At 73.6% G+C, this 20605-nt stretch carries 20 protein-coding genes; 11 read left to right on the top strand and 9 right to left on the bottom strand.

Going from position 1 to position 20605, the window contains the following annotated elements; all coding sequences use genetic code 11:
• Positions 1 to 159 precede the first annotated feature (159 nt).
• Complete coding sequence (locus tag AC3IYJ_RS03005; RefSeq protein WP_489402671.1) at positions 160 to 1209, top strand: DUF2330 domain-containing protein; 1050 nt, start codon at positions 160 to 162, stop codon at positions 1207 to 1209.
• A 90-nt stretch (positions 1210 to 1299) separates the two neighbouring features.
• Here the strand turns inward: AC3IYJ_RS03005 and AC3IYJ_RS03000 are convergent, their stop codons facing one another.
• From AC3IYJ_RS03000 to AC3IYJ_RS02990, 3 genes are all read right to left on the bottom strand, one after another.
• Entirely contained in the window at positions 1300 to 2064 is a 765-nt protein-coding gene (locus AC3IYJ_RS03000) for a phosphatase PAP2 family protein (RefSeq protein ID WP_489399774.1), read from the bottom strand.
• A 108-nt stretch (positions 2065 to 2172) separates the two neighbouring features.
• The gene (locus AC3IYJ_RS02995) at positions 2173 to 3093 is read right to left on the bottom strand and encodes an alpha/beta hydrolase fold domain-containing protein (protein ID WP_489399773.1); all 921 of its coding nucleotides are present in this window, start codon (positions 3091 to 3093) and stop codon (positions 2173 to 2175) included.
• A 216-nt stretch (positions 3094 to 3309) separates the two neighbouring features.
• Positions 3310 to 4362: a zinc-dependent alcohol dehydrogenase family protein gene (locus tag AC3IYJ_RS02990; protein ID WP_489399772.1), complete on the bottom strand. Its 1053-nt coding sequence runs from the start codon at positions 4360 to 4362 to the stop codon at positions 3310 to 3312.
• An 89-nt stretch (positions 4363 to 4451) separates the two neighbouring features.
• On the opposite strand from AC3IYJ_RS02990, the gene AC3IYJ_RS02985 reads away from it, so the two are divergent.
• Both AC3IYJ_RS02985 and AC3IYJ_RS02980 read left to right on the top strand, forming a co-directional pair.
• The gene (locus tag AC3IYJ_RS02985; protein WP_489399771.1) at positions 4452 to 4580 is read left to right on the top strand and encodes a hypothetical protein; all 129 of its coding nucleotides are present in this window, start codon (positions 4452 to 4454) and stop codon (positions 4578 to 4580) included.
• 72 nt (positions 4581 to 4652) lie between these two features.
• Positions 4653 to 5228 carry a GNAT family N-acetyltransferase gene (locus AC3IYJ_RS02980; protein WP_489399770.1) on the top strand — a complete coding sequence of 192 codons (576 nt, stop codon included), beginning with the start codon at positions 4653 to 4655 and terminating at the stop codon, positions 5226 to 5228.
• Positions 5229 to 5440: 212 nt separating this feature from the next.
• On the opposite strand, the gene AC3IYJ_RS02975 is transcribed toward AC3IYJ_RS02980, so the two are convergent.
• The 3 genes from AC3IYJ_RS02975 to AC3IYJ_RS02965 form a co-directional block, all read right to left on the bottom strand.
• Positions 5441 to 6229: an ATP-grasp domain-containing protein gene (locus tag AC3IYJ_RS02975; protein WP_489399769.1), complete on the bottom strand. Its 789-nt coding sequence runs from the start codon at positions 6227 to 6229 to the stop codon at positions 5441 to 5443.
• A complete protein-coding gene (locus AC3IYJ_RS02970; RefSeq protein ID WP_489399768.1) occupies positions 6226 to 7191 on the bottom strand; it encodes an ATP-grasp domain-containing protein in 966 nt (321 codons plus the stop codon). Before AC3IYJ_RS02970 ends, AC3IYJ_RS02975 begins: the two co-directional genes overlap by 4 nt.
• 201 nt (positions 7192 to 7392) lie before the next feature.
• On the bottom strand, positions 7393 to 10785 hold the full coding sequence (locus tag AC3IYJ_RS02965) for a hypothetical protein (RefSeq protein WP_489399767.1): 3393 nt from the start codon (positions 10783 to 10785) through the stop codon (positions 7393 to 7395).
• Positions 10786 to 11019: 234 nt separating this feature from the next.
• Here AC3IYJ_RS02965 and AC3IYJ_RS02960 point away from each other — a divergent pair, with 234 nt between their 5' ends.
• Genes AC3IYJ_RS02960 through AC3IYJ_RS02930 form a run of 7 tightly spaced genes read left to right on the top strand, consistent with a single transcriptional unit; the run spans position 11020 to position 17108 of the window.
• Positions 11020 to 12732 (top strand): sensor histidine kinase, encoded by a 1713-nt coding sequence (locus tag AC3IYJ_RS02960; RefSeq protein ID WP_489399766.1) that lies wholly within the window; start codon positions 11020 to 11022, stop codon positions 12730 to 12732.
• Positions 12729 to 13130 (top strand): roadblock/LC7 domain-containing protein, encoded by a 402-nt coding sequence (locus AC3IYJ_RS02955; protein ID WP_384664133.1) that lies wholly within the window; start codon positions 12729 to 12731, stop codon positions 13128 to 13130. The genes AC3IYJ_RS02960 and AC3IYJ_RS02955 overlap by 4 nt, the downstream gene beginning before the upstream one ends.
• Positions 13127 to 13498: a DUF742 domain-containing protein gene (locus AC3IYJ_RS02950; protein WP_384664132.1), complete on the top strand. Its 372-nt coding sequence runs from the start codon at positions 13127 to 13129 to the stop codon at positions 13496 to 13498. The genes AC3IYJ_RS02955 and AC3IYJ_RS02950 overlap by 4 nt, the downstream gene beginning before the upstream one ends.
• Positions 13479 to 14180 carry a GTP-binding protein gene (locus AC3IYJ_RS02945; RefSeq protein ID WP_489399765.1) on the top strand — a complete coding sequence of 234 codons (702 nt, stop codon included), beginning with the start codon at positions 13479 to 13481 and terminating at the stop codon, positions 14178 to 14180. Before AC3IYJ_RS02950 ends, AC3IYJ_RS02945 begins: the two co-directional genes overlap by 20 nt.
• Entirely contained in the window at positions 14177 to 15415 is a 1239-nt protein-coding gene (locus AC3IYJ_RS02940) for a cytochrome P450 (protein ID WP_489399764.1), read from the top strand. The genes AC3IYJ_RS02945 and AC3IYJ_RS02940 overlap by 4 nt, the downstream gene beginning before the upstream one ends.
• A complete protein-coding gene (locus AC3IYJ_RS02935; protein WP_489399763.1) occupies positions 15412 to 16647 on the top strand; it encodes a cytochrome P450 family protein in 1236 nt (411 codons plus the stop codon). Before AC3IYJ_RS02940 ends, AC3IYJ_RS02935 begins: the two co-directional genes overlap by 4 nt.
• 59 nt (positions 16648 to 16706) lie before the next feature.
• Positions 16707 to 17108 carry a hypothetical protein gene (locus AC3IYJ_RS02930; protein WP_489399762.1) on the top strand — a complete coding sequence of 134 codons (402 nt, stop codon included), beginning with the start codon at positions 16707 to 16709 and terminating at the stop codon, positions 17106 to 17108.
• A gap of 79 nt (positions 17109 to 17187) precedes the next feature.
• On the opposite strand, the gene AC3IYJ_RS02925 is transcribed toward AC3IYJ_RS02930, so the two are convergent.
• The 3 genes from AC3IYJ_RS02925 to AC3IYJ_RS02915 form a co-directional block, all read right to left on the bottom strand.
• The gene (locus AC3IYJ_RS02925) at positions 17188 to 17919 is read right to left on the bottom strand and encodes a zf-HC2 domain-containing protein (protein WP_489399761.1); all 732 of its coding nucleotides are present in this window, start codon (positions 17917 to 17919) and stop codon (positions 17188 to 17190) included.
• The gene (locus tag AC3IYJ_RS02920) at positions 17916 to 18497 is read right to left on the bottom strand and encodes a sigma-70 family RNA polymerase sigma factor (RefSeq protein ID WP_489399760.1); all 582 of its coding nucleotides are present in this window, start codon (positions 18495 to 18497) and stop codon (positions 17916 to 17918) included. The genes AC3IYJ_RS02925 and AC3IYJ_RS02920 overlap by 4 nt, the downstream gene beginning before the upstream one ends.
• 109 nt (positions 18498 to 18606) lie before the next feature.
• The gene (locus AC3IYJ_RS02915) at positions 18607 to 19605 is read right to left on the bottom strand and encodes a DUF1996 domain-containing protein (RefSeq protein ID WP_489399759.1); all 999 of its coding nucleotides are present in this window, start codon (positions 19603 to 19605) and stop codon (positions 18607 to 18609) included.
• Between the two features lie 222 nt (positions 19606 to 19827).
• On the opposite strand from AC3IYJ_RS02915, the gene AC3IYJ_RS02910 reads away from it, so the two are divergent.
• A complete protein-coding gene (locus tag AC3IYJ_RS02910) occupies positions 19828 to 20571 on the top strand; it encodes a DUF1838 family protein (protein ID WP_489399758.1) in 744 nt (247 codons plus the stop codon).
• Positions 20572 to 20605 lie beyond the last annotated feature (34 nt).

Raw genomic sequence — 20605 nt, 5'->3', positions numbered from 1 at the left:
GGGGCGTGTGCGCATGCTGAGACGGCAGGCGAGCGGCGGAACCGGATCCGGGAAGCCGTCGTCTGACACCGCATGGGGACGAGTATGCGAAAGACCGGGCTGCTGACCGGGCCGAGAACCGGACGGGCCGCCTTGCGGACGAGGCGAAGAATCGGGGTGTTGCTCCTCGCCCTGCTCGCGACCCAGTTGGGCTCCCTGATCGGCCCGGCCTACGCCTGCGGCTGCGGTGCGATGGTCCCCGGAGCCGACGGCCGGATAGGGGTTTCCCGCGAGGCCTCCGTGGTGCGCTGGGACGGCCGCACCGAACAGATCGCGATGCGCTTCACGGTCGGCGGCGACGCCAAACGGGCCGCATGGATCATGCCGGTGCCGGGGCGGGCCACGGTGACCCTGGGCGACGCCGACCTGTTCTCACAACTGGGCGACCTGACCTCGCCCGAGTACCGGACCCGCAGCTACTTCTGGCCGCGTCACGGCGACTGGCCCTTCGCCTCCGGCTCGCGGGACGTCGGCGGAGCCCGGCCGCCGGGCACCGGGGAAGCCCAGGTCGGCGTCGTGGGCCGGGAGCGGCTGGGTGACTTCGACGTCGCCCGCCTGACGGCCACCGACCCCGACGCGCTGCGCAAGTGGCTGGAGAGCAACGGCTTCAAACTCCCCGACGGGCTGTCCACCGAGGTGAAGCCGTACGTGGACCAGCACTGGGAGTACGTCGCCGTGCGCCTCGTGCCCCGGGACCAGGGCGCCACCCTGCGCGGCACCCTGGACCCGCTCCTGATCCGCTTCGACAGCGACCGGCTCGTCTACCCGATGCGCCTGTCCCGGATGGCCAGGAGCGCTCAGTCCCTCGGCCTGTACATCCTGGCCGACCACCGCATGGAGCCCGCCTCCCCGATCGGCGGCAACACCCCCGAGGTCACCTTCGCGGGGCGAATCACGCCGAAGGGTTCGGTCGCCGCACTGGCCGGCACGGCGCCGGTGTTCCTGACGGCGATCGACCAGAGCTTCCCCGTCCCGTCCAGGATCGACGGCGACCACGAACTGCGTGCCGCCGCCTCGGACACCCCGTACCGCCGGGTCGAGTACAGCGACGAACTGCGCACGGCCGGAGGGATTCCGGTCTGGATCCTGACGATCGCGGGCGCGGTCGCGGCCGTGACCCTGGCGGGCCTGGGGCTGGGCCGACGCCTGCGGACGAGGCGAACCGGGTAACGCGTGTAACGCCTGTACGCCTGTACGCCTGTAAGCGTGTAACGGGGGGTGCGGGGGCGGATCGGCGCGCGGATCGAGCGCGCCGTCCGCTCATCCGGCAGCGGCGGGCTCCGGCTCCACGGCCTGCGGCTCCGTGACCTCCGGCTGCGCGGCCTTCGCGAGGCGGCCGATCCGGCGTGCCTCCCGGGCCAGCGCCGGGGCGCAGATCCACCAGGCGACCAGCCCGGTTCCCGCGCCGGCCATCGCCCCGGCGGCGGTGTCGCTGAGCCAGTGCGCGTGCAGCCACGTACGGCTCCACATCATCGCGAGGACGAAGGCGGCGCCGCCGATCCACCAGGCCCGGCGCCGGGCCGCCGGAACGAGCACCGCTCCGACGATCACCACGAGGAGGGCCGCCCCGGCCGCGTGGCCGGAGGGGTAGGAGCCGTGGTCGACCCGGACGAGGGGGTGGGCCGGGCGCGGCCGGTCCACGAGGTGCTTGAGGCTCTGGACGACGAGCATGCTGCCGGCCATGTACACGGTGAACAGGAAGCCCGCGGACACCCAGCGGCGGCGGACGAGCAGGAAGATCAGCAGGGCGATCGGCACGACGATCCCCAGGGGGCCGCCGAACCAGTTCAGGGCCGAGGCGACCGCGGAGTAGAGCCCCTCGTGAGGTCCGCCCATCCACACCAGCCAGCGATCGTCCAGCCCCTGGAAGGGCGGCCGGACCACGTCCCGCCGCACGACGAGCCCGAGCGCGGCGGCGGAGCCGAGCAGCGCGAGCCCGAGGACACCGGCACGCCGGATGCCCGTGTCCGCCACGGCATGACGTGCTTCGGGTCTGGCGGGAGGGGTGGCGGGGATCGTGGACATGACGTGCTGCCTTTCGCGGGGCCTGGGGTGGGGTGAGGGGGGCGGGATGGTGCGAAGGGGGCGCGGGTGGGTTCCGCGCCCCCTTCGGTGCCGGAGGGCGGTTACCGGTTACGCGTTGAGGTGGTGGGAGAGGAAGGTGACGGATTCCGTGACGATGGCTTCGATGTCGGGGGAGCCGAGGAAGATGTGGTCGGCGCCTTCGACGGGCCGCAGGGTGACCTCACCTCCGGCCCGGGTGAGGGCTTCGGCGAGCTGTTCGCTCTGGCTGTAGGGGACCAGTCCGTCCCGGGTCCCGTGGATCAGGAGGAACGGCGGCGGGTTGGAGCCCGGGGTGGCGTAGGCGACCGGGCTCGCCGTCTTCGCCAGTGCCGGGCGCTCGGTATCGGTGCCGCCCAGCAGGGCCGCGTAGGGGTCGGGGAACTCCATCCCGGCAGGCACCGGCGGCATGGCGGGCATGGGATGGTCGGCGAGGGTGGTCAGGTCGGAGACCCCGTACCAGTCCACGACGGCCCGCACGCCCGTGTCACCGGAGCCCACACCGTGCGCGCCCTCCAGCGCGGTGGCGTCGGCGCTGTTCGGGCCGACGAGGCCGGCGAGGGCGGCGAGGTGGCCGCCCGCGGACTCGCCCCACACCCCGATCCGGTCCGGGTCCACACCCAGGACCGACGCGAACTTGTGGACGTAGCGGATCGCGGCCTTCACATCGTGCAGCTGCGCGGGGAACGGCGCTTCCAGGCTGTGCCGGTAGTCGATCGACACCAGTGCCAGACCCGCCGCCGCAACCGTCCCGTGGAGGAGCTCCGCGGGCACCGTCGGCGGCGGGTAACGCCGGTCGCCGTCCAGCCAGCCGCCCCCGTGGATCCACACCACCACCGGGAACGGACCCTCGCCCGCCGGGACCCGTACGTCCAGCAGCCGCGGCCGGAAACCCGGAGTCGTCGCGTACGTCACCCCGTGGAAATGGCGTACCCCGTCCACGTCCGTCACCGGTGCCACCGGCAACTGGAACGGCGGAGGCGGCCACGTCATATCGGCCACGAAGGCAGGGGCGGAAGCGGGAGAGGGAGGAGATTGCGTCATTGCGGCTCTTCTCGATGCGGCAGTGGAGGCTTCACGTGATCGCGCTCGCGATCGCGCCGATCTCGATCATCAGGACCGCGATCGGAATGCGTTACACGTGTAAGCAAGGACTGTAGCTACGCGTTTCCGCCCACCACAAGCCCCCTGAGGTCTCGAGAGCGCCGCTCAGCCTCCCGCCACGCCCCCCGGCCGGATGATGGTGACCCCGCGCCCCGGCGCCGTACCCATCGCGGCCAGTGCGGCGGGCGCCGCGTCCAGCGGGATCGTGGCCGTGACCAGGAGATCCGGGCGCAGTGCTCCGGAGCGGACCAGTTCCATCATCGGCGGGTACGCGTGCGCCGCCATTCCGTGGCTGCCGAGGATCTCCAGCTCCCACCCGATGACCCGCTCCATCGGCAGTGCCGTGGCCCCCTGCGCCGCAGGCAGCAGTCCGACCTGTACGTGGCGTCCGCGCCTGCGCAGCCCCGCCACCGATGCCGCCGCCGTAGCCGGGGAGCCCAGGGCGTCGAGCGACAGGTGCGCGCCGCCGCCCGTCAGCTCCCTCACCGCCTCGGACGCATCGGCCCGCACCGGGTCCACGCAGTGCACGGCGCCGAACCTCCGGGCCATCTCCAGCGCCCTCGGCGCGGTGTCCACGGCCACCACCCGGGCCCCCGCCGCCGCCGCGATCATCACGGCCGACAGCCCGACGCCGCCGCAGCCGTGCACCGCGACCCATTCGCCCGGCGCCACCCTGCCCCGTGCGACCACGGCCCGGAAGGCCGTCGCGAACCGGCAGCCCAGCCCGGCCGCCGTGTCGTACGAAAGCTCCTCCGGCACGGCCACCAAGTTCACGTCGGCGTGCTCCAGGGCCACGTACTCGGCGAAGGATCCCCAGTGCGTGAACCCGGGCTGCGTCTGCCGGGCGCACACCTGCTGCTGGCCGGCCGCGCATTCGGCGCAGCTTCCGCACGCGCAGACGAACGGGACCGTGACCCGGTCGCCGGGTCGCCAGCCGGAGACTCCGGGGCCCACGGCCTCGACCACGCCGGCCAGTTCGTGGCCGGGCACGTGCGGCAGCACGATGTCCGGATCGTGGCCCATCCACCCGTGCCAGTCGCTCCGGCACAGCCCGGTGGCCTCGACGCGCACCACCGCCCCGCCGACGGCCGGAGCCGGATCGGCCACTTCGCGTACCTCGGCCTGTTCCCCGTACCGCTCGAAAACCACAGCGCGCACGCCGACCACCTTTCCCTCGGGCTCACTTGTCCGGGTCCGGCCCCGGTGCGAAGCTGCCGGGGACACCGGACACACCATCAGGGGAAACCATGACCCGCAAGCGCGCCACGGCCGCCGCCGTCTCCGTCCTGCTCGCCCTCACGGTCACCACGCTCGGAGCGAGCTCCCAGGCCTACGCGAAGGCCTCCGGCGACAAAAAGGTCGAGGTCATCAAGTAGCTGGACGGGTAGGAGGATCAAGTACTCCGAACCCCGTTGCCATCGCAAGTGCCCGCATACGATCCTCGGGGGATGAACCTTCCCCAGCCGTTGATCACACTGGACGACCTGACCCTGCGCCGCTTCGACGCCGAGGCCGACCTCCCGGAGCTCTTCCAGGTCATCGAGGAGTCTCTGGAGCACCTGCGGCCCTGGATGCCCTGGGTCGCCGAGCACAGTCTGGCCAGGACCACCGGCTACCTGGCCGGGCGCGCGGAGCTCTGGGAGAGCGGCGCGGAGTGCAGCTACGCGATCCGGCTGGACGGGGCGATGGTCGGCGCCTGCGGGCTGTACCGGCACAGCGACACCCCCGAGGACTGCCGTGAGATCGGGTACTGGCTGCACCCCGCGGCCACCGGCCGGGGCGTGGCCAGCCGAAGTGCCCGCGCACTGGTCGAGCAGGCCTTCCTGCTGCCCGACGTCGACCGGGTGGAGATAGTCCACGACCCGGCCAACCGCGCCAGCGCCGCCGTCCCCGCCCGGCTCGGCTTCACCGAACACCTCCGCCGCCCGGCGCAGGCCCTCGCCCCCGCCGAGACCGGCGAGATCCAGACCTGGCGGCTGACCCGCGAACAGGCGAAGGCCCTGACCGGGGCGGGTACTTCCTGACGGCAGCCCCGCGGACCCGGCAGGATCCGAAGAGGCTGCCAGACACCCCTAGGGGGTGTTTCTCGGATCTCCGCGGCGTCGCGAGCCCTGGTGCGCACGCTCGCCGCGTTGCCGAAATGCCCGAGTAGCTCCGCTACTAGGGCACTCCGGCGCCTTGCGATCGCACGCACCAGACCCCGCTCCTTCTTCCACGGAGATCCGAGAAACACCCCCTAGCCCTTGGCCCGGTTCAGCGCGAGTTCTACGAGGGCCTCGGGGGCGCCCGGCTGTTCGCGGATGCCGGGGAAGGCGTTGACGTCCACGATCAGCGGGGTTCCGTCGGCCGTGGCGATGATGTCCACGCCGTAGACGTCGAGGGCGAAGACCTCCCCGACCCGCCGGGTCAGATCGGCCCAGCCCGCCGGTAGCCGGGGCAGCGGGAGGGTCGGGCCGCGGCCCTCGGGGGAGAGTTCGGAGCGGCGCAGGGCCGCGAAGACCTGGTCGCCGATGGCCCACAGCTTGTGGTCCCAGCCGCTGTTCGGGGCGAACTCCTGGACCACCACCGGCTCGTCGGACCAGCTGCCCGCCAGTTCGCCCAGGGCCGCGGTCCCGTCCACCCGGGCCACGAGGTCCGCCCGGCGGCTGTGCCGGCTCTTGACGACCACGGGGGAGCGCAGCGGGGCTCCGGCCGCCCACTGGGCGAGCGTTTCGAAGGTGCGGGTTCCGGCGAACGGCAGTCCGGCCCGTACCGCCAGCTCCGCCATCAGCGTCCGGTCCTGGCACAGCGTGGTCGCCGAGGCCGAGTTCACCACCGGGGCTCCGCGCCGCTCCAGCCCCCGGGCGAGGTCCAGCCCGCGCGGAGTGTGCGCCTTGAGGAGATATACGTCGGCCAGTGCGCCGGCGGGTTCGTCCGCCGAGCCCGGGTCCAGCGCCTCCACCCCGTGACCGGCGGCCCGCAGCAGTTCGGCGGCCGCCGACAGCAGTGGATGGCCGGGGTTGTCCGTGATCAGGCCGATCCTCATACGGACTCCCCCGCCGGGGCGCCGCTGGTGGCCGTGGCCCCGGCGTTGGTCGCGGAAGCCGCCGTGGCCTGCGCCGGGATCGACACCGGTACGGGTACGGGCGCCGATGCGGGGGCCGCTGCCCGGAGCGGGGGAGCGGTGGAGCCGGAGCCGCCGGACCGGGCGAGGCCGAGTACCGCACGGGCCACCCGCGCGGCCGCTTCGGGTACCTGACGGAAGCTGGGGAAGTCGTTCACGTCGACGACCACCGGCCCGTCGGGACCCAGCAGCACGTCCAGCCCGTACAGGTCGAGCCCGTACACCTCCCCGACGCGCGCCCCGATCTCGGCGATCTCGGCGGACAGCGGGACCAGGCGCTCCGGGACCGGGCAGTCCGGATACAGCGGAGAACGGCGCTCGGTGGCGAAGAGTTCCCCGCCGACCGCGTACACCTTGAGGTCGGTCCCCGAGTTCGGCACGTACGGCTGCGCGATGAGCATGCCCTCGCCCGCCAGCTCGGGCAGCATCGCGGCCAGCCGCTCCGGCGAGGACACCAGGTGCACGCCCCGCCCCGAGCTGCCGTCGGCGGGCTTGACGACCAGCGGGTACTCCGAGTCCGGGATCTCCGCCAGCAGTTCCGGCCGGACCGCCGCGTAGGTGGTCGGCAGCGGCAGGCCCCGGTCGCGCCCGATGGCGGCGGCCAGCGCCTTGTCCCGTACGCCCCGGATCGAGCGGGCGTCGTTGACCGTGGTCATCCCGGCCGCGGCGGCGGCTTCGAGCAGTGTCAGCCCCGGCCCGCCGGACACGGTTTTGAGCACCCAGGCGTCGTGGTCACCGGAGTTCACCACCTCGCTCATCCGCAGCAGCGAACCACCGGGCCGCACCACTTCCACCTGATGGCCCCATGCCGTGAGTTGCCGGACCACCTCGTTCGGCATGCCGTCGTGGCGGTAGTGCTCCTCCACCAGGAAGCAGAGCTTCATGGACCTTCCCCATATTCCCCGGACGTCCGCCGATCCCGTCCGGCGAGTTGTGACGTCACAGGATGTCATGGACCGCAATGTGATGATCGGTCCGTGTAGGGAGTCGGCACCAACGGCCCTCACCCACGGCTCTCGCCGACAGCGCACGCCAACGGACTCGGCCGCCGGCCACGCGTCCCGCCGGCCACCCGTCCCGCCCGGCTACCCCCGCTGCGTCGCCGCGGCGAACGCCGCGTCCCTGACCTCCACCTCCGGATGCCGCCGCAGCTCCCGCAGCAGTTCCCGCCACCTCTCGGGCCAGGCGTGCCGGGCGCCCACGGACGCCGTGAGCGCCGCGGCGAACAGCCCGGCCTCCGCACCGCCGTCGCGGGCGAGTTCCCGTACGGTCTCCAGGGCCGCCGGGAGATCGGGCAGCGGGTCCCCGTGGAGGTACCGGCCGGCCAGCCCGGAGGCGGTGGCGCGGGCCAGTCCGGGCCGCCCGCGCAGGGCCGCGACCAGCTCCCGCAGCGCGGTCGGCATGCCCGCCGGATCCGCCCGGAGGTCGACGGCGCGGAGCAGCAGGGTCACCCGGGCCTCCGCCAGCAGGGGCTCGTCGGCCAGTTGGCGGAGCACCGCCTCGCGTACGGCGGGGTCCTTGCCCAGCGGCTGGGTGGCCAGGTGACGCAGCCGCCGCAGCGCGGGCAGGTCGCCTTCCGGCTCCGCGTCCGGATCGGCGCCGCCCCGGACCAGACGGAGCAACTCCTCGACGGCGCCGTGGAAGGGGCTGCCGGGCTCGGCGCCGCCCAGGGGGTGGGGCAGACCCGAGGCCGCGATCTGGGCCAGGGCCTCGGCGGCCGACTGCCCGCCCTCGCGTAGCGACAGGTCGCAGACCGCCAGCCGCAGGATGTCCGCCACCTCGGGTGCGTACGCGGCCCACTTGGGCAGGCTCGGGTACGAGGGAGGCAGCGCGTCGGGACCGGTCCGCGGCCGGGCCGCCACGGCCACCAGCCCGGCGTAGCGCCGCCGGTGGGCCCGGGGAACGCTCAGCGGATCGGTGTGCAGGATCGGGAGCCTGCTGTCCTCGGTCATCGACGCGGCGGCCTCCAGCAGCTCCCAGGCGGATTCGGCCGCCAGGAGCCGGGAGGCGAGCCGCATGGCGGTGGCCACCAGGTCGCGGTGGCTGTCCGGATGGTCGAGGATCCGGCTCAGCAGCGCGGCCGCGAGCGGCGGCGGCAGCAGCCGGACCGCGAGCCGGGCGGCCTCCTTGCGGCTGGTCACCTTCACACGGCGGGCCGGGTCGAGCAGTTCGGCGAGCCGGGGTGCGAGGACCGAGGGCGCCGTGGCGGCGGCCGCGCGCGCGGCGGCGTACAGCGCGACCCGGGCGAGGTCGTCGCCGGCGTGCGCGAACAGGTCGTCGAGGGTGGCGGCGGGCTCGACCGTGCGGGGCGCGGCCGTCAGGGCGGCCTCGGCGAGCACGGTCTGCGTCGAGTCCGCGAACTCCCTGACGAGTTCCAGACCGTGCTCGGGGATCCGCACGGCCTCGCGGAGCACCGCGGCCCGTTCGTGCAGCGCCTGCGATTCGTCGCGGACGGCCGTGGCCGCGAGCCGGGCAGCCGCCTCCTGCTGGCGGGGAAGCCACCCGGTCGCGCGGGCGAAGACGGGCAGGGGCCTGGCGGAGTCCTCGCCCAGGAACCGGCCGTACGGGGGCTCGGCCCCGAGCAGGACGTCCAGCAGGTCGGTGCGGTGCGCGGAGAGGATCTCCCCTACGGGCGCGAGCGCCGCCGCCGAGGGGTCGCGGGCCAGCAGCTCCACCGCCCGCTCCTCCCGGGTCGCGGGGTCGGCCAGCCAGACGGCCGCGAGGGCCGGGGCGTCCTTGTCCTCGCAACGGGCCAGGGCGTCCGCGAGCATCGGCTGGAGCTCGGGGAGCCGTGCGGGGCCGTAGCCGTAGCCGTAGTGGTGGTCGGGGAAGGCCGCCAGCTGCAGGAGCGGGCCGAAGTCCCCTTTCCCGGCGGCTTCCTCGACCCCGGGACGAAGCGCCTCGAACGCCCGCGCCCCCAGCGGCCGGCCCGGCGCCGGCCGCAGCAGATCGAGGGGGCGGGTGCCGATGTGGGTGCCGAAGAGGCCGATGGTGTGCCGGGCCCAGTCGAGCAGGGCCCCGCCGGGGGCGGGAGCGTCGAACACGCCGCGCACCAGGCTCTGGAGGGCCGCCCGGGAAGTGGGGGAGCAGTCCCGGGCCCGGAGGGCGTCCAGGGTGATCGTGCCGAGGTGCCCCGGGGTTCCGGGCGCCTCCAGCAGGGCCACGGGGAGCTTCGCCAGCTCCGCGAGCGCGGCGGACCGTACGGGCTCGCGCTCGTTGCGCAGCCGGCCGGCGACCAGCCCGAGGACCTCCGCCACTGTGCCGGGGTCGCCGCTCGGAGCCGCGTTGGCGATGAGCTTCGCCCAGCCGTCGGCGCGCAGGCCCGCGTCGGAGCTCCCGCAGGCGGCCAGGATCTCGGCGCGGGCCTCGGCCACCGGAAGGTGGACGAGGGAGTCCGGCAGCGTCCGGGCCCGGAGCCCGGCGGCGCGTTCCCGGGCCACGGCGAGCCGCGCCTCGGCGTACCTGCGCTCGGGCGGGAGGAGCGGGTACAGGAGTACGGGCATGGTCCACGCGGGGGATGCGAAGTCCCGGACGAGGGCGTCGAGGAAGCCCTCCCGACGAGCCGGCGGAAAGGCCTTCAGCAGGTCGGCCAACTCGTCGGGACGCTGGAGCCACAGCCGCCCGAGCCGGGTCAGCGAGGGCGGGTCGGCCCGTACGATCCGGCGCAGCACGGAGGGGCCCGGAGCGGGTTCGTACCGCCGCTGCGCACCCGCCGGGCCGGCCAGCCACCGCACGAAGCGTTCGGCGTCGGCTTCGGCGAGGAGGCCGTAGTGCCGGCGCAGGAGGTGCCGCGGGGCGTCGGCCCCGTACCGCTCCAGGAGTTCCAGTACGCGCAGCGGTTGGGCGTGCGCGGCGGCGGCCAGGCCCGGGGCGCGACGGGACCACCAGTGGGACCGCAGTCCGGTGGGGAGCACGGTGAGCTCGGCCTCGGCCTGGTCGAGGACCGGTCCGGGGTGGCGGGCGGCGAGGCCGGGCCAGCGGGTGACGGAGTCCGCGAGCTCCGGCAGCAGCCGGGCCACGGCCGCGGGTCCGCAGACCGACAGGAGCGCGGCGGCCTCGTAGTCGCCCCACTTCTCGCGGAGCGGCCCGACCAGGGCTTCCGCGAGCTCCGGGCGCCCGCTGCGGCGGACCGCCCGCGTCAGCTGCCTGCGGACCACGGCCGAGGCGTCCGCACAGGCCGCGACGATCGCCGCGTCGGGCACCGGCAGGCTCCGGACGGCCCGCAGGGCGTAGCCGCGCACCACCGGGTCGGGGTCGGTGAGCCGCGCGGCCAGGTACCCGGTCCGCCGCGTGGCGAAGGCGGCGAGGGCCGCCAGCCGTCGCCCGTACCGGCCGGCGTCCTCCAGCTCGGCCAGCACGGGCTCCAGCTCGCCGGCGGCGGCGAGCTCCCGGGCGGTGGTGGCGGCGAGGCGGAGCCGGTCCCGGTGGGGGAGCGGTTCGAGGGCGGCGATCAGTTCGGCGGTGGCGGTGCGTGACATGGGGTCAGTCTGCACAAGGGGTTCCACGAGCGGAAACGTGTTTCCGGCGGGGCGGGCCATCTCGGAGCGTGAGACTCTCTGCAGGATCAAAACGCCATAGAAGATTCTCTATTGGTCATAAATGAGCGGAGAATCTGTCAGGAGCTGTCCAAACGGATCGACAACTCTCCTATAGTGAGGCCTCGTTGCCAGGAACCTTCCCCTCCATTTCCGCCCGGTATGAGGCTTTGATTGATGACGGCGCCGCCCTCCCCCCTTCGCCCCTCCGCGCTGGCCCTGCTGATCACCGCAGCCGCCGGTGGCGCGCTCACCACGGCGGCGGTGGCTGCGGCCCCGTCGTCCATCCGTACCCCCCTCTCCTGGTTCCTGGGCGCGGGCGTGCTGCTGCTCGCGGTCGCGGCCTTCGCCGTGACCTGGTCCTCGCGCACCGCTCGGATCCAGCGCAGGCGGCTGTCCGGCCTCGACGCCGAACTCGCCGCCCGTGACGGGTACATCGCCCGGCTGACCGCCGACGCCGCCCGCGACGCGGCCGCGCGCACCGCCGAACGCGCCCGCCTCGGCGCCGACCACGCCGCCGTCGTGGAGCGGCTGACCGGCGACCACGCGGCCGTCCTGGACCGGCTGACCGGCGCGCACGCCACCGAACTCGACGACCTCGCCGCCGCCCAGAACGCCACCCGCGAGCGGCTCGGCGGCGAACTGCGCCGCGCGGAGTCGGGCCGGGCCGCCGCGATGGCGGCCGCCGCCAACGCCGCGGGCCGGATGCAGGCCCTGGCCACCGGGATGCTCGCCGACCTCCGCGAGATGGAGCACCGGCACGCCGACGAGGACGTCCTCACCGACCTCCTCCACCTCGACCACCGCACCGCCCAGGCCGGCCGCCTCGCCGACTCCATCGCCGTTCTGACCGGCGCCCGTTCTGGCCGCCGCTGGGCGAAGCCGATCGTCATGGAGTCCATCCTGCGCGGGGCGATGGGCCGCATCGGCGGCTACCAGCGGGTCCGGCTGCACTCCACGAGCGACGCGGCCGTCGCCGGGCACGCCGCCGAGGGCGTCATGCACGCACTGGCGGAACTCCTCGACAACGCCGCGAACTTCTCCCCGCCGACCGCCGAGGTCCACGTCTACGTGGAGGAGGTGCCGGCCGGGGTCGTCATCACCGTCGAGGACAGCGGCCTGGTGATGAGCGAGGTCCAGCTGCGCCGCGCCGAACAGGCCGTGACCGCCGAATCGCTGGACCTGGCCGGGCTCTCCGGTACCCGGCTCGGCCTCGCCGTCGTCGGCCGGCTCTCCCGCAAGCACGGACTGACGGTCTCCTTCCGGCCCTCCGCACGCGGTGGTACGGGCGCGCTGATGATGCTCCCGCAGGAGCTGATCAGCCACGGCCCCGCCGAAGCCCCGGTGGCGCCCGCGCCCCTGATCCCGGCCCAGGCGTCCGCCCCGGCGGCCGAAGCCGTGGCCGCCGCGGAGCCCCCGGCGGGACCCGCCGCCGAAGCCGCGCCGAGCCGCCCGGACGCCGAGCCCGAGCCCGAGGCCGTCCACTCCACCGCCTCCGGGCACGCCGCGGGAGCCCGCGCGCAGGACCGTACGCCCGCCCCGGGCACCGACCCCCGCCACGGGTACGGGACCGCGCCCGAGGCGGACTCCGAGTCCGAGTCCACCGGCGAGCACCCCGAATTCGGCGACAGCGGCCTGCCCCAGCGCCGCCGCGGCCGGACCCTGGCCGCCGCCCACCCCGCGGGACCCGACTCCGCCGGCCCCCAGGCCCGTACGACGACCGCGCCCACCGGGGCCTCCCGGTCCGCCGCACGCTTCGGCAGCTTCCGCCAGGCCGTCCGCGCGGCCGGATCCCCGGGCGGCACCGGCAGCCCCGGCGCGTCCGGCGCGTCCGGCGAAGAACAGCAGTCCGCGCACACCACAGCCCCGGAAGGCGAAACGCGATCATGACCGGCTCCACCACCGACGAGACGCTCAACTGGCTCCTTGAAGGCCTTCTGGAACGCACCCCGGGCGCCCGCCACGCCCTCGTGCTCTCCCGCGACGGCCTCAAGCTGTGCCGTACGCCCGAGCTCTCCGTCGACCAGGCCGACCAGCTCGCCGCGATCGCCGCCGGCATCCAGAGCCTGTCGCACGGGGCGTCCATCGAATTCGGCGACGGAACCGGCGGCGTCCGCTCCGCCATGACCGAGTTCTACGGCGGGATCCTGTTCATCGTCGAGGCCGGCGAAGGGGCCCACCTCGCGCTCGTCGCCACCGAGGAGGCCGACGCGGGCCTCGTCGGCCACAACATGTCCGAACTGGTTGAGCAGCTCGGCGAACACCTCATCGCCAGGCCCCGGGGATGAGCAGGCCGAGGCCGGGCCGGGACGACTCCCCGGACCGGCTCTACACCCTCACCGGTGGCCGCAGCCGCTCCGGGTCGGACGTCTTCGACCTGGTCACCCTGATCGTCGCCGAGTGCGACCCGGTGCCCGGCATGCAGTCCGAACACGCCGCCATCCTGCGGATGTGCCGGTTCCCGACGGCGGTCGTGGAGATCGCGGCCGAGCTCGGACTGCCCGTGTCGATCGTACGGATCCTGCTCGGCGACCTCCTCGGCACCGGCCGGATCAGTGCCCGCCATCCGCGGTCGGGGTACTCGGCCCACGCGGCGTACAGCCTTCCCGACCCCGACATCCTGGAGCAGGTGCTCGTTGGACTCCGCAATCTCTGACGCGACCATCCCCGGCGCCGTCCCCACGCCGGAGGCCGGGCCGCGACAGCCCCGCACCGCCCTGAGCAGCACCGCCGACAACGGTCTGAAGATCGTCATCGTCGGTGGTTTCGGCGTGGGCAAGACCACCATGGTCCGCTCGGTCAGCGAGATCCGCCCGCTGAACACCGAGGAGACCATGACCAAGGCCGGCGAGGCCGTGGACGACGTCGACGGGATCGCCGGGGTCGCCGGGAAGAACGCCACCACCGTGGCCTTCGACTTCGGCCGCATCACCCTCGACGCCCGCAACGTGCTCTACCTGTTCGGCGCCCCCGGCCAGGAGCGGTTCTGGTTCCTGTGGGACCGGCTCTTCGCCGGCACCCTCGGCGCCGTGGTCCTCGTCGACACCCGCCGGCTCGCCGACTCCTGGTACGCCATCGACCGGCTGGAGCACCACGGCACCCCCTTCGTCGTGGCCTGCAACGACTTCGGCGGACCCGAGCACACCCCCGAGCAGATCCGCGCCGCCCTCGACCTGCCGGCCGCGGTACCCCTCGTGTTCTGCGACGCCCGCTCCCGCGAGTCCAGCAAGCACGTACTGATCTCCCTCGTCCAGCACCTCCGGACGGCGGCCGCCGCCGGCCGTATGCCGAGCACCTCGCCGAGCGCCCCGTCCACGACCCCGGAGCCCACCCCGTGACCTGCCCCGCCGCCCCCGAGCACCAGCCCGTCTACCTCGGCGGGCCCCGGTTCCAGACCGACCCCGTGGAGCTGTACCGGGAGATGCGCCGCGACCACGGCGCCGTCGCCCCGGTCGTCCTCGACGGAGACGTACCGGCCTGGCTGGTCCTCGGCTACCGCGAACTGCACCAGGTCACCAGCGACCCGGTGCTCTTCTCCCGGGACTCCGACCTGTGGAACCAGTGGGACCGCATCCCGGCCGACTGGCCGCTGCTCCCCATGATCGGCCGCAAGCAGCCGTCGATCCTCTACACCGTCGGCGAACGCCACCGCGAGCGGGCCGCCGTCATCTCCGAAGCCCTCGAATCCGTGGACCCCTTCGAACTCAAGGGCCACGCCGAACGGTTCGCCGACGAACTCATCGACGAGCTCTGCGGCAAGGGCGCCTGCGACATCGTCGGCCAGTACGCGATGCTGCTGCCCCTGCGCGTCCTCGCCCGCATCTACGGATTCTCCGACGACCAGGGCCCCGGCCTCGTCGCCGCCATGAACGACATGATCAACGGCCGTGAGGGCGCCCTGGAAGGCCAGCGCCACCTCGCCGAGTCCATGATCGCGCTGCTCGGCGCCAAACTGGCCGAGCCCGGCCACGACGTGGTCTCCCGGATGCTCGCCAACCGCGCGGGCTTCACCGTCGAGGAAGTCGCACAGGACCTCATGGTCATGATGGCCGCGGGCCACCAGCCCACGGCCGACTGGATCGGCAACTCGCTGCGCCTCATGCTCACCGACGACCGCTTCGCCGCCTCCCTCGCGGGCGGCCGGCACAGCGTCGGCGAGGCCATGAACGAAGTGCTGTGGGAGGACACCCCCACCCAGAACGTGGCCGGCCGCTGGACCTCGCGCGACACCAACCTCGGCGGACAGGCCATCGGCAGCGGCGACCTCGTCCTGCTCGGCATCGCCGCCGCCAACGGCGACCCGCACGTACGCACCGACGCGGGCGCCCTCACCGGCGGCAACAACGCCTTCTTCTCCTTCGGGCACGGCGAACACCGCTGCCCCTTCCCCGCCCAGGAGGTCGCCGAGGTCATCGCGCGCACCGGCATCGAGGTGCTCCTCGACCGGCTGCCCGACGTCGACCTCGCCGTCCCTGCCGGGGAACTGACCCGTCGGCCCTCGCCGTGGCTGCGCGGCCTCACCGAACTTCCCGTGACCTACACACCGACCCCCGCCCTTGGAGCCACCCGATGACGTGCCCGATCGATCACACCGGCCCCGCGCCCATCACCCTGGACCCCCTCGTAGCCGACCTCGACGCCGAGAGCGCCGCCCTGCGCGCCGCCGGACCGCTGGTCCAGGTGGTCCTCCCCGGCGACGTCCCCGTCTACGCGGTCACCCACCACGCGGAGGCCCGGGCGCTCCTCACCGACCCCCGGATCGTCAAGGACATCAACGTGTGGGGCGCCTGGCAGCGCGGCGAGATCCCCATGGACTGGCCGCTGATCGGCCTCGCGAACCCCGGCCGCTCGATGCTGACCGTGGACGGCGAGGAGCACCGCCGGCTGCGCACCCTGGTCGCGCAGGCACTGACCGTACGCCGGGTGGAGAAGCTGCGCGCCGGCATCGAGGCGCTCACCACCGGCATGCTGGACAAGCTCGCCGCGCTCCCGCCGGGTGGGACGGTGGACCTCAAGGCGCAGTTCGCCTACCCGCTGCCGATGAACGTCATCAGCGACCTGATGGGCGTGGACTCCGAGGAACATCCGCGCCTGAAGGGGCTGTTCGAGAAGTTCTTCTCGACGCAGACCCGGCCCGAGGAGGTCCCGCAGATGATGGCGGACCTCGGCGCGCTGTTCTCGCGCATCGTCGAGTCCAAGCGTGAGAACCCGGGCGACGACCTCACCAGCGCCCTCATCGAGGCCTCCGAGGACGGTGACCACCTCACCACCGAGGAGATCACCAACACCCTCCAGCTGATGGTCGCGGCCGGCCACGAGACCACCATCAGCCTGATCGTCAACGCGGTCGTCGCCCTGGAGACCCACCCCGGGCAGCGTGCGCTCGTCCTCAAGGGCGAGGTCCCGTGGGAGAACGTCATCGAGGAGACGCTGCGCTGGTCGACCCCGACCTCGCACGTGCTGATCCGCTTCGCCGCCGAGGACGTGGAGGTCGGAGACCGGATCCTGCCCAAGGGCGCGGGCCTGATCGTCTCCTTCGGCGCGATCGGCCGAGACGAGGCCCAGTTCGGCGAGACGGCCGGGGAGTTCGACGTCACCCGCACCCCGAACCGCCACATCTCCTTCGGCCACGGCCCCCACGTCTGCCCCGGCGCGGCCCTCTCCCGCCTGGAAGCCATCGTCGCCCTGCCGGCCCTGTACGCCCGCTTCCCCGCCCTGACCCTCGCGGTCCCCGCGTCCGAGCTCCGCAACAAGCCGATCCTGACCCAGAACGACCTCTTCGACCTCCCGGTCCACCTGGCCTGACCCCGTCCCCGCCCCCTCGCACACCCGCGAGGGGGCGGGCCTGGGCGGATTCCGCCGCGATGCAATACCGGCCCATCGCCGTGCTGCCGCCCCCGCTGAGTGCGTACGCGGGCCGCCTGCTGCTGGAAGTGGAGCAGAGCTGGGAGGACCTCGGAGATGTGGACGTCGCGTCGTTCCGCCTCCGGAAGCGGTTCCTGATGTTGAGCCAGTTCACAGACGCCCCGGACTACGGGGTGACCGTGTGGTTGGACCGCAGACAACTGGACGAAGCGGAGGAAGCCCTGGAGTCCCTTCTGGGCGTCCTCGGGGTCGCACCCGATGCCGTCCGGTCGGCCGACCACTGCCCGCACCCGGCCGGGGCCCACCGGCCGGCTCTGCCCGATGCCGGGTCCGGCAAAGGGCGCCAGGGGTTCCTCGTACGCGTCATGCGAGCACTCCGGACCACGAACGCGGACGGATAGTCCAAGGGCCCGGGAGCTGGACATGCTCCCGGGCTCCGTCACGTTCGCGGGTCCTTCCCGGCCGTGGTGCGGGCGGTGGTTACGCGGGCATCGGGACCGATACGAAGGTCGTGCCCGACTCGTTCTCCACCAGCACCGAGCGGACCTCCGCCGGGTCCACTGCCGCCGAGCCGTCCAGCGCGGCGCCCTTGCCCTCGCCGTGTTCCGCCGTGCCCACCACCCAGCCGCCCGCGGTGGTCCGCGTACCGTCCCGGGAGACCACGACGATGCGGCAGCGCTGGCCCGCCGGGATCCCCGTCACCGCCGCGTGCACCCGTACCCACTTCGCGGCCGGAGTCACCTGTACGGTCATCCGCGCGCCCGTGCCCGCATCCGTGGCGGAAGCCACCCTGGTCCCCGCCACCGGCGTCGAAGGCTGCGCCGAGACCGTCGGCGTGGGCGGCGGGGGCAGCGCCTGGCTCCGGTCGGCGCCGCCGCCCAGCTGGGTGCCGGCGAAGAACACGGCCGTCAGCGAGGCCGCCACGGCCAGACCCGTCAACGCCGTACGACGTCTGCGCGCCCCCGCGGCCTCCTGCCGCATCTGCCGCAGCGTGCGCTGGAGCAGCAGGTCACCGCCCTGCGGCGGCCCGTCGAGGAAAGCCTCGGGGGGCACCTCGCCCAGCGCCGCCTCCATCTCGCGCAACGCGGTCACCTCCTGCCGACACTGAACGCAGCCCTCCACGTGCTCCTCGACCCGGCGGACGTCCGCTTCGTCCAGGACGCCGAGAACGTACGGGCCGAGCAGTTCCTCCTCGTGCCGCTCCCGGTTCATGCCACCACCTCCTGCAGTCCGCCGGGCTGCTGGGACGGCCTGCCCGTTCTCTTGCTTTCGCCGAAGACTTCGCGCAGCGCCTTCAGCGCGTAGTGCGAGCGCGATTTCACCGTGCCCGCCGGGATGCCGAGGGTGTCGGCGGCCTCGGCGACGCTGAGCTGGCGGTAGTACAACTCCGTCAGCACGTCCCGGTGTTCCGGCGAGAGCCGGTCCAGGGCACCCAGCACGGTCATGGCGTCCACCACCGCGTCCGCGTGGTCGGCCTCCACCGGTGGATGGGCCGGCGAGCCGGAGACCTCCGGCGGCCGGGCCGCCTTGGCCCGGTACCGGTCCGTGACGATGTTGCGGGCCACCGTGAGCAGCCAGCCGCGCACCGAGCCCTTCCCGTTGACCAGGACCTCGGAGTGGCGCCAGGCCCTGATGAGGGTCTCCTGGACGATGTCCTCGGCCGCGGCACGGTCCCCGGTGAGCCGGGTGGCGTACGCGAGCAGCGCGTGGCCGTGCTCCTCGTACACCGACTTGATCAGTGCTTCGTCGGTAGAGCCCCGCCGAGTGCGGGGCCACAGTGGTCCGGCCATCTCACCCTCTCCGTCTTCCTCGCGTCTGTGGTGCGGTCGGAACACGCCGGCCGTCCGGGTCCGGTTCACGTGACCTGCGTCACGTGCGCCGTGTTGGGGTCGGATCCGGTCAAGTGCGGCAGACCCGGTCCTGGTTGAGGCAGTCCACGAGCTCGGCCATCCGTGCGTCGGTCATCACGTTCACGAACATCGCGTGGTCCGTCTTCGGGCTGTGCCGCTGCTCGGGAAAGGAGTCGAGCGCGACCGGCACCCCGGGCGGCACCTCGTAGGCGAGGGAGACGCGCAGCTGCGGTACCGGGAAGGTGCCCTGCGGGCAGACCCCGCCCGCCGCCGGGAAGAGCAGGTGCGAGCGGTGCCCGGGGCTGGTGGTGTCCAGGCCGTTCCAGCAGCTGGGAAAGGCGAGGGTGCGGGTGAGGCGCTCGCCGGCGGGGCAGCGGGGATAGCGGGTGGTGGAGCGGTCGGGGGAGCCCGAACAGCCCCAGCGGGCCCGTACGTCGGCGTCGGAGTCCGCCGTGAAGGCCACCGCGTCGCCGGTCATCGCGTTCAGGAAGCGGGGCATCGCCACCACCTTGCTCACCGGGCTGCCGAGGAACTCCACCGACACCGAGGCCTCCGGTACGATCTCGCCCGCGTTGCCGTGACCGGCCGAGCCCTCGTGCGGATGCGTGCCCGGACGGTCCGTGCGGCGCAGCACCGGCCAGTAGTACGTGGAACGGTCGCCGCCGACGCAGCTGGTGGCGGCCGCGTCCAGCGAGGCGTCGGTGGAGAAGGCGTCCGTGGAGAGGTTGCCGACGTAGGCGTGCGTGTGGTGGGCGCCGGAGCGCAGGCCGGGCGAGACCACCAGGTTGTCCTCGTTGTAGTGCCCCTCGGTGTTGCGGCCGCACTCCACCGACATCCGGCCCGTGGAGGCGTCGGGGCCGGCCGCGCGGGGCTCGGCGGGGCCGGGCGGGACCTCGCGGATGTCCACGAAGTCCCCGGGTGCGGGCCCGGGGGCCGCCGCGGGTGTACGCGGCCCGCCCACCCGCGAAGCCCCGAGCACGGCCGCGAGCAGCCCACCGCCCAGTACCAGGCAGATCAGCAGCGTGAGCAGTCGGTGTTCGTTCCCCATGCGGGTCACGGTTGCCGCCCGCCGCCGTCTGCGTCAACCTCGCGTCCGAGGGGCGGTCACCGGGCGGTTCCGGTGTCCGGAACCGCCCCCTTGACCTGCGGCGGCCGTCCTGTGCAGCCATCCGTAGCCGGGGCTGCCGCCCGTCGGGCTCCGGCCACCCCGCGGGTCCGACCGGCCGGTCCGGTCCTTGTCCGGCGGGCACGGACCGCGCAGAGTACCCGTATGACTCCCGACGATCTCTTCCGGGCCTTCGCCCGCACCCGTGCCTCCCTCGACGGCGGCGAGGTCGCCTTCTGGTGGACCGGCGACATCCACGCCTGGGCTCCCGGCGAGCCCTACCGGCGCCTCTTCGGCTTCGAGGGCCTCAACGTGGCGCGCCTGGTCGAGGACGAGACCCCCGGAACCTACCAACTGCTCACCCGCGAGGCCGCGTTCTACCTGGACCCGCAGAGCCGGGAGATCCTGGAGACCTGGCAGGACAAGCCGGTGGTCCACGTCTGGAACGACCCCGCGAACCAGAGGTGGCGCCCCTTCCCGGTCCCCATGACCGAGCTCGGCGACCAGGTCTGCTTCAGCATGGAGATCCCGCTCGCCTACCCCTCCCCGCTGCCGGTCGCCCAGTACCCGGAGAACTCGGCCGAGGACACCTACCGGGCCCTGGAGCTGTTCCAGTTCTTCGCCCCGGCCTCCGTCCTGACCACGGACGCGCCCAGCGTCCCGGCCACCATGTCCTGGACCCGGATGTCCCCCTGGCTGCCGTGGATGGAACAGGGGCAGCGCCCCGGCGGCCTCACCTTCCACTGCCGGGGCCGCAAGCTCGGTTCCTACGAGGAGGTCCCGGAGCGCACCCGCGCGTACATCGCGGCCCGCCACCCGGAGTTCGCCCACGCCCCTGAGAAGTGGACCGAGCCGAACGAGACGAGCTGGACGTACTTCCGCAGGCTCAACCCTCCGGCGACCGCCTGATTCCGAGACCACCGGAACCGACGGTCACCTGATC

The organism is Streptomyces sp. GL_140 (assembly GCF_057834465.1).
The sequence above is the reverse complement of the archived record's forward strand: the minus strand, read 5'-3'. Positions and strand labels throughout refer to the sequence as shown.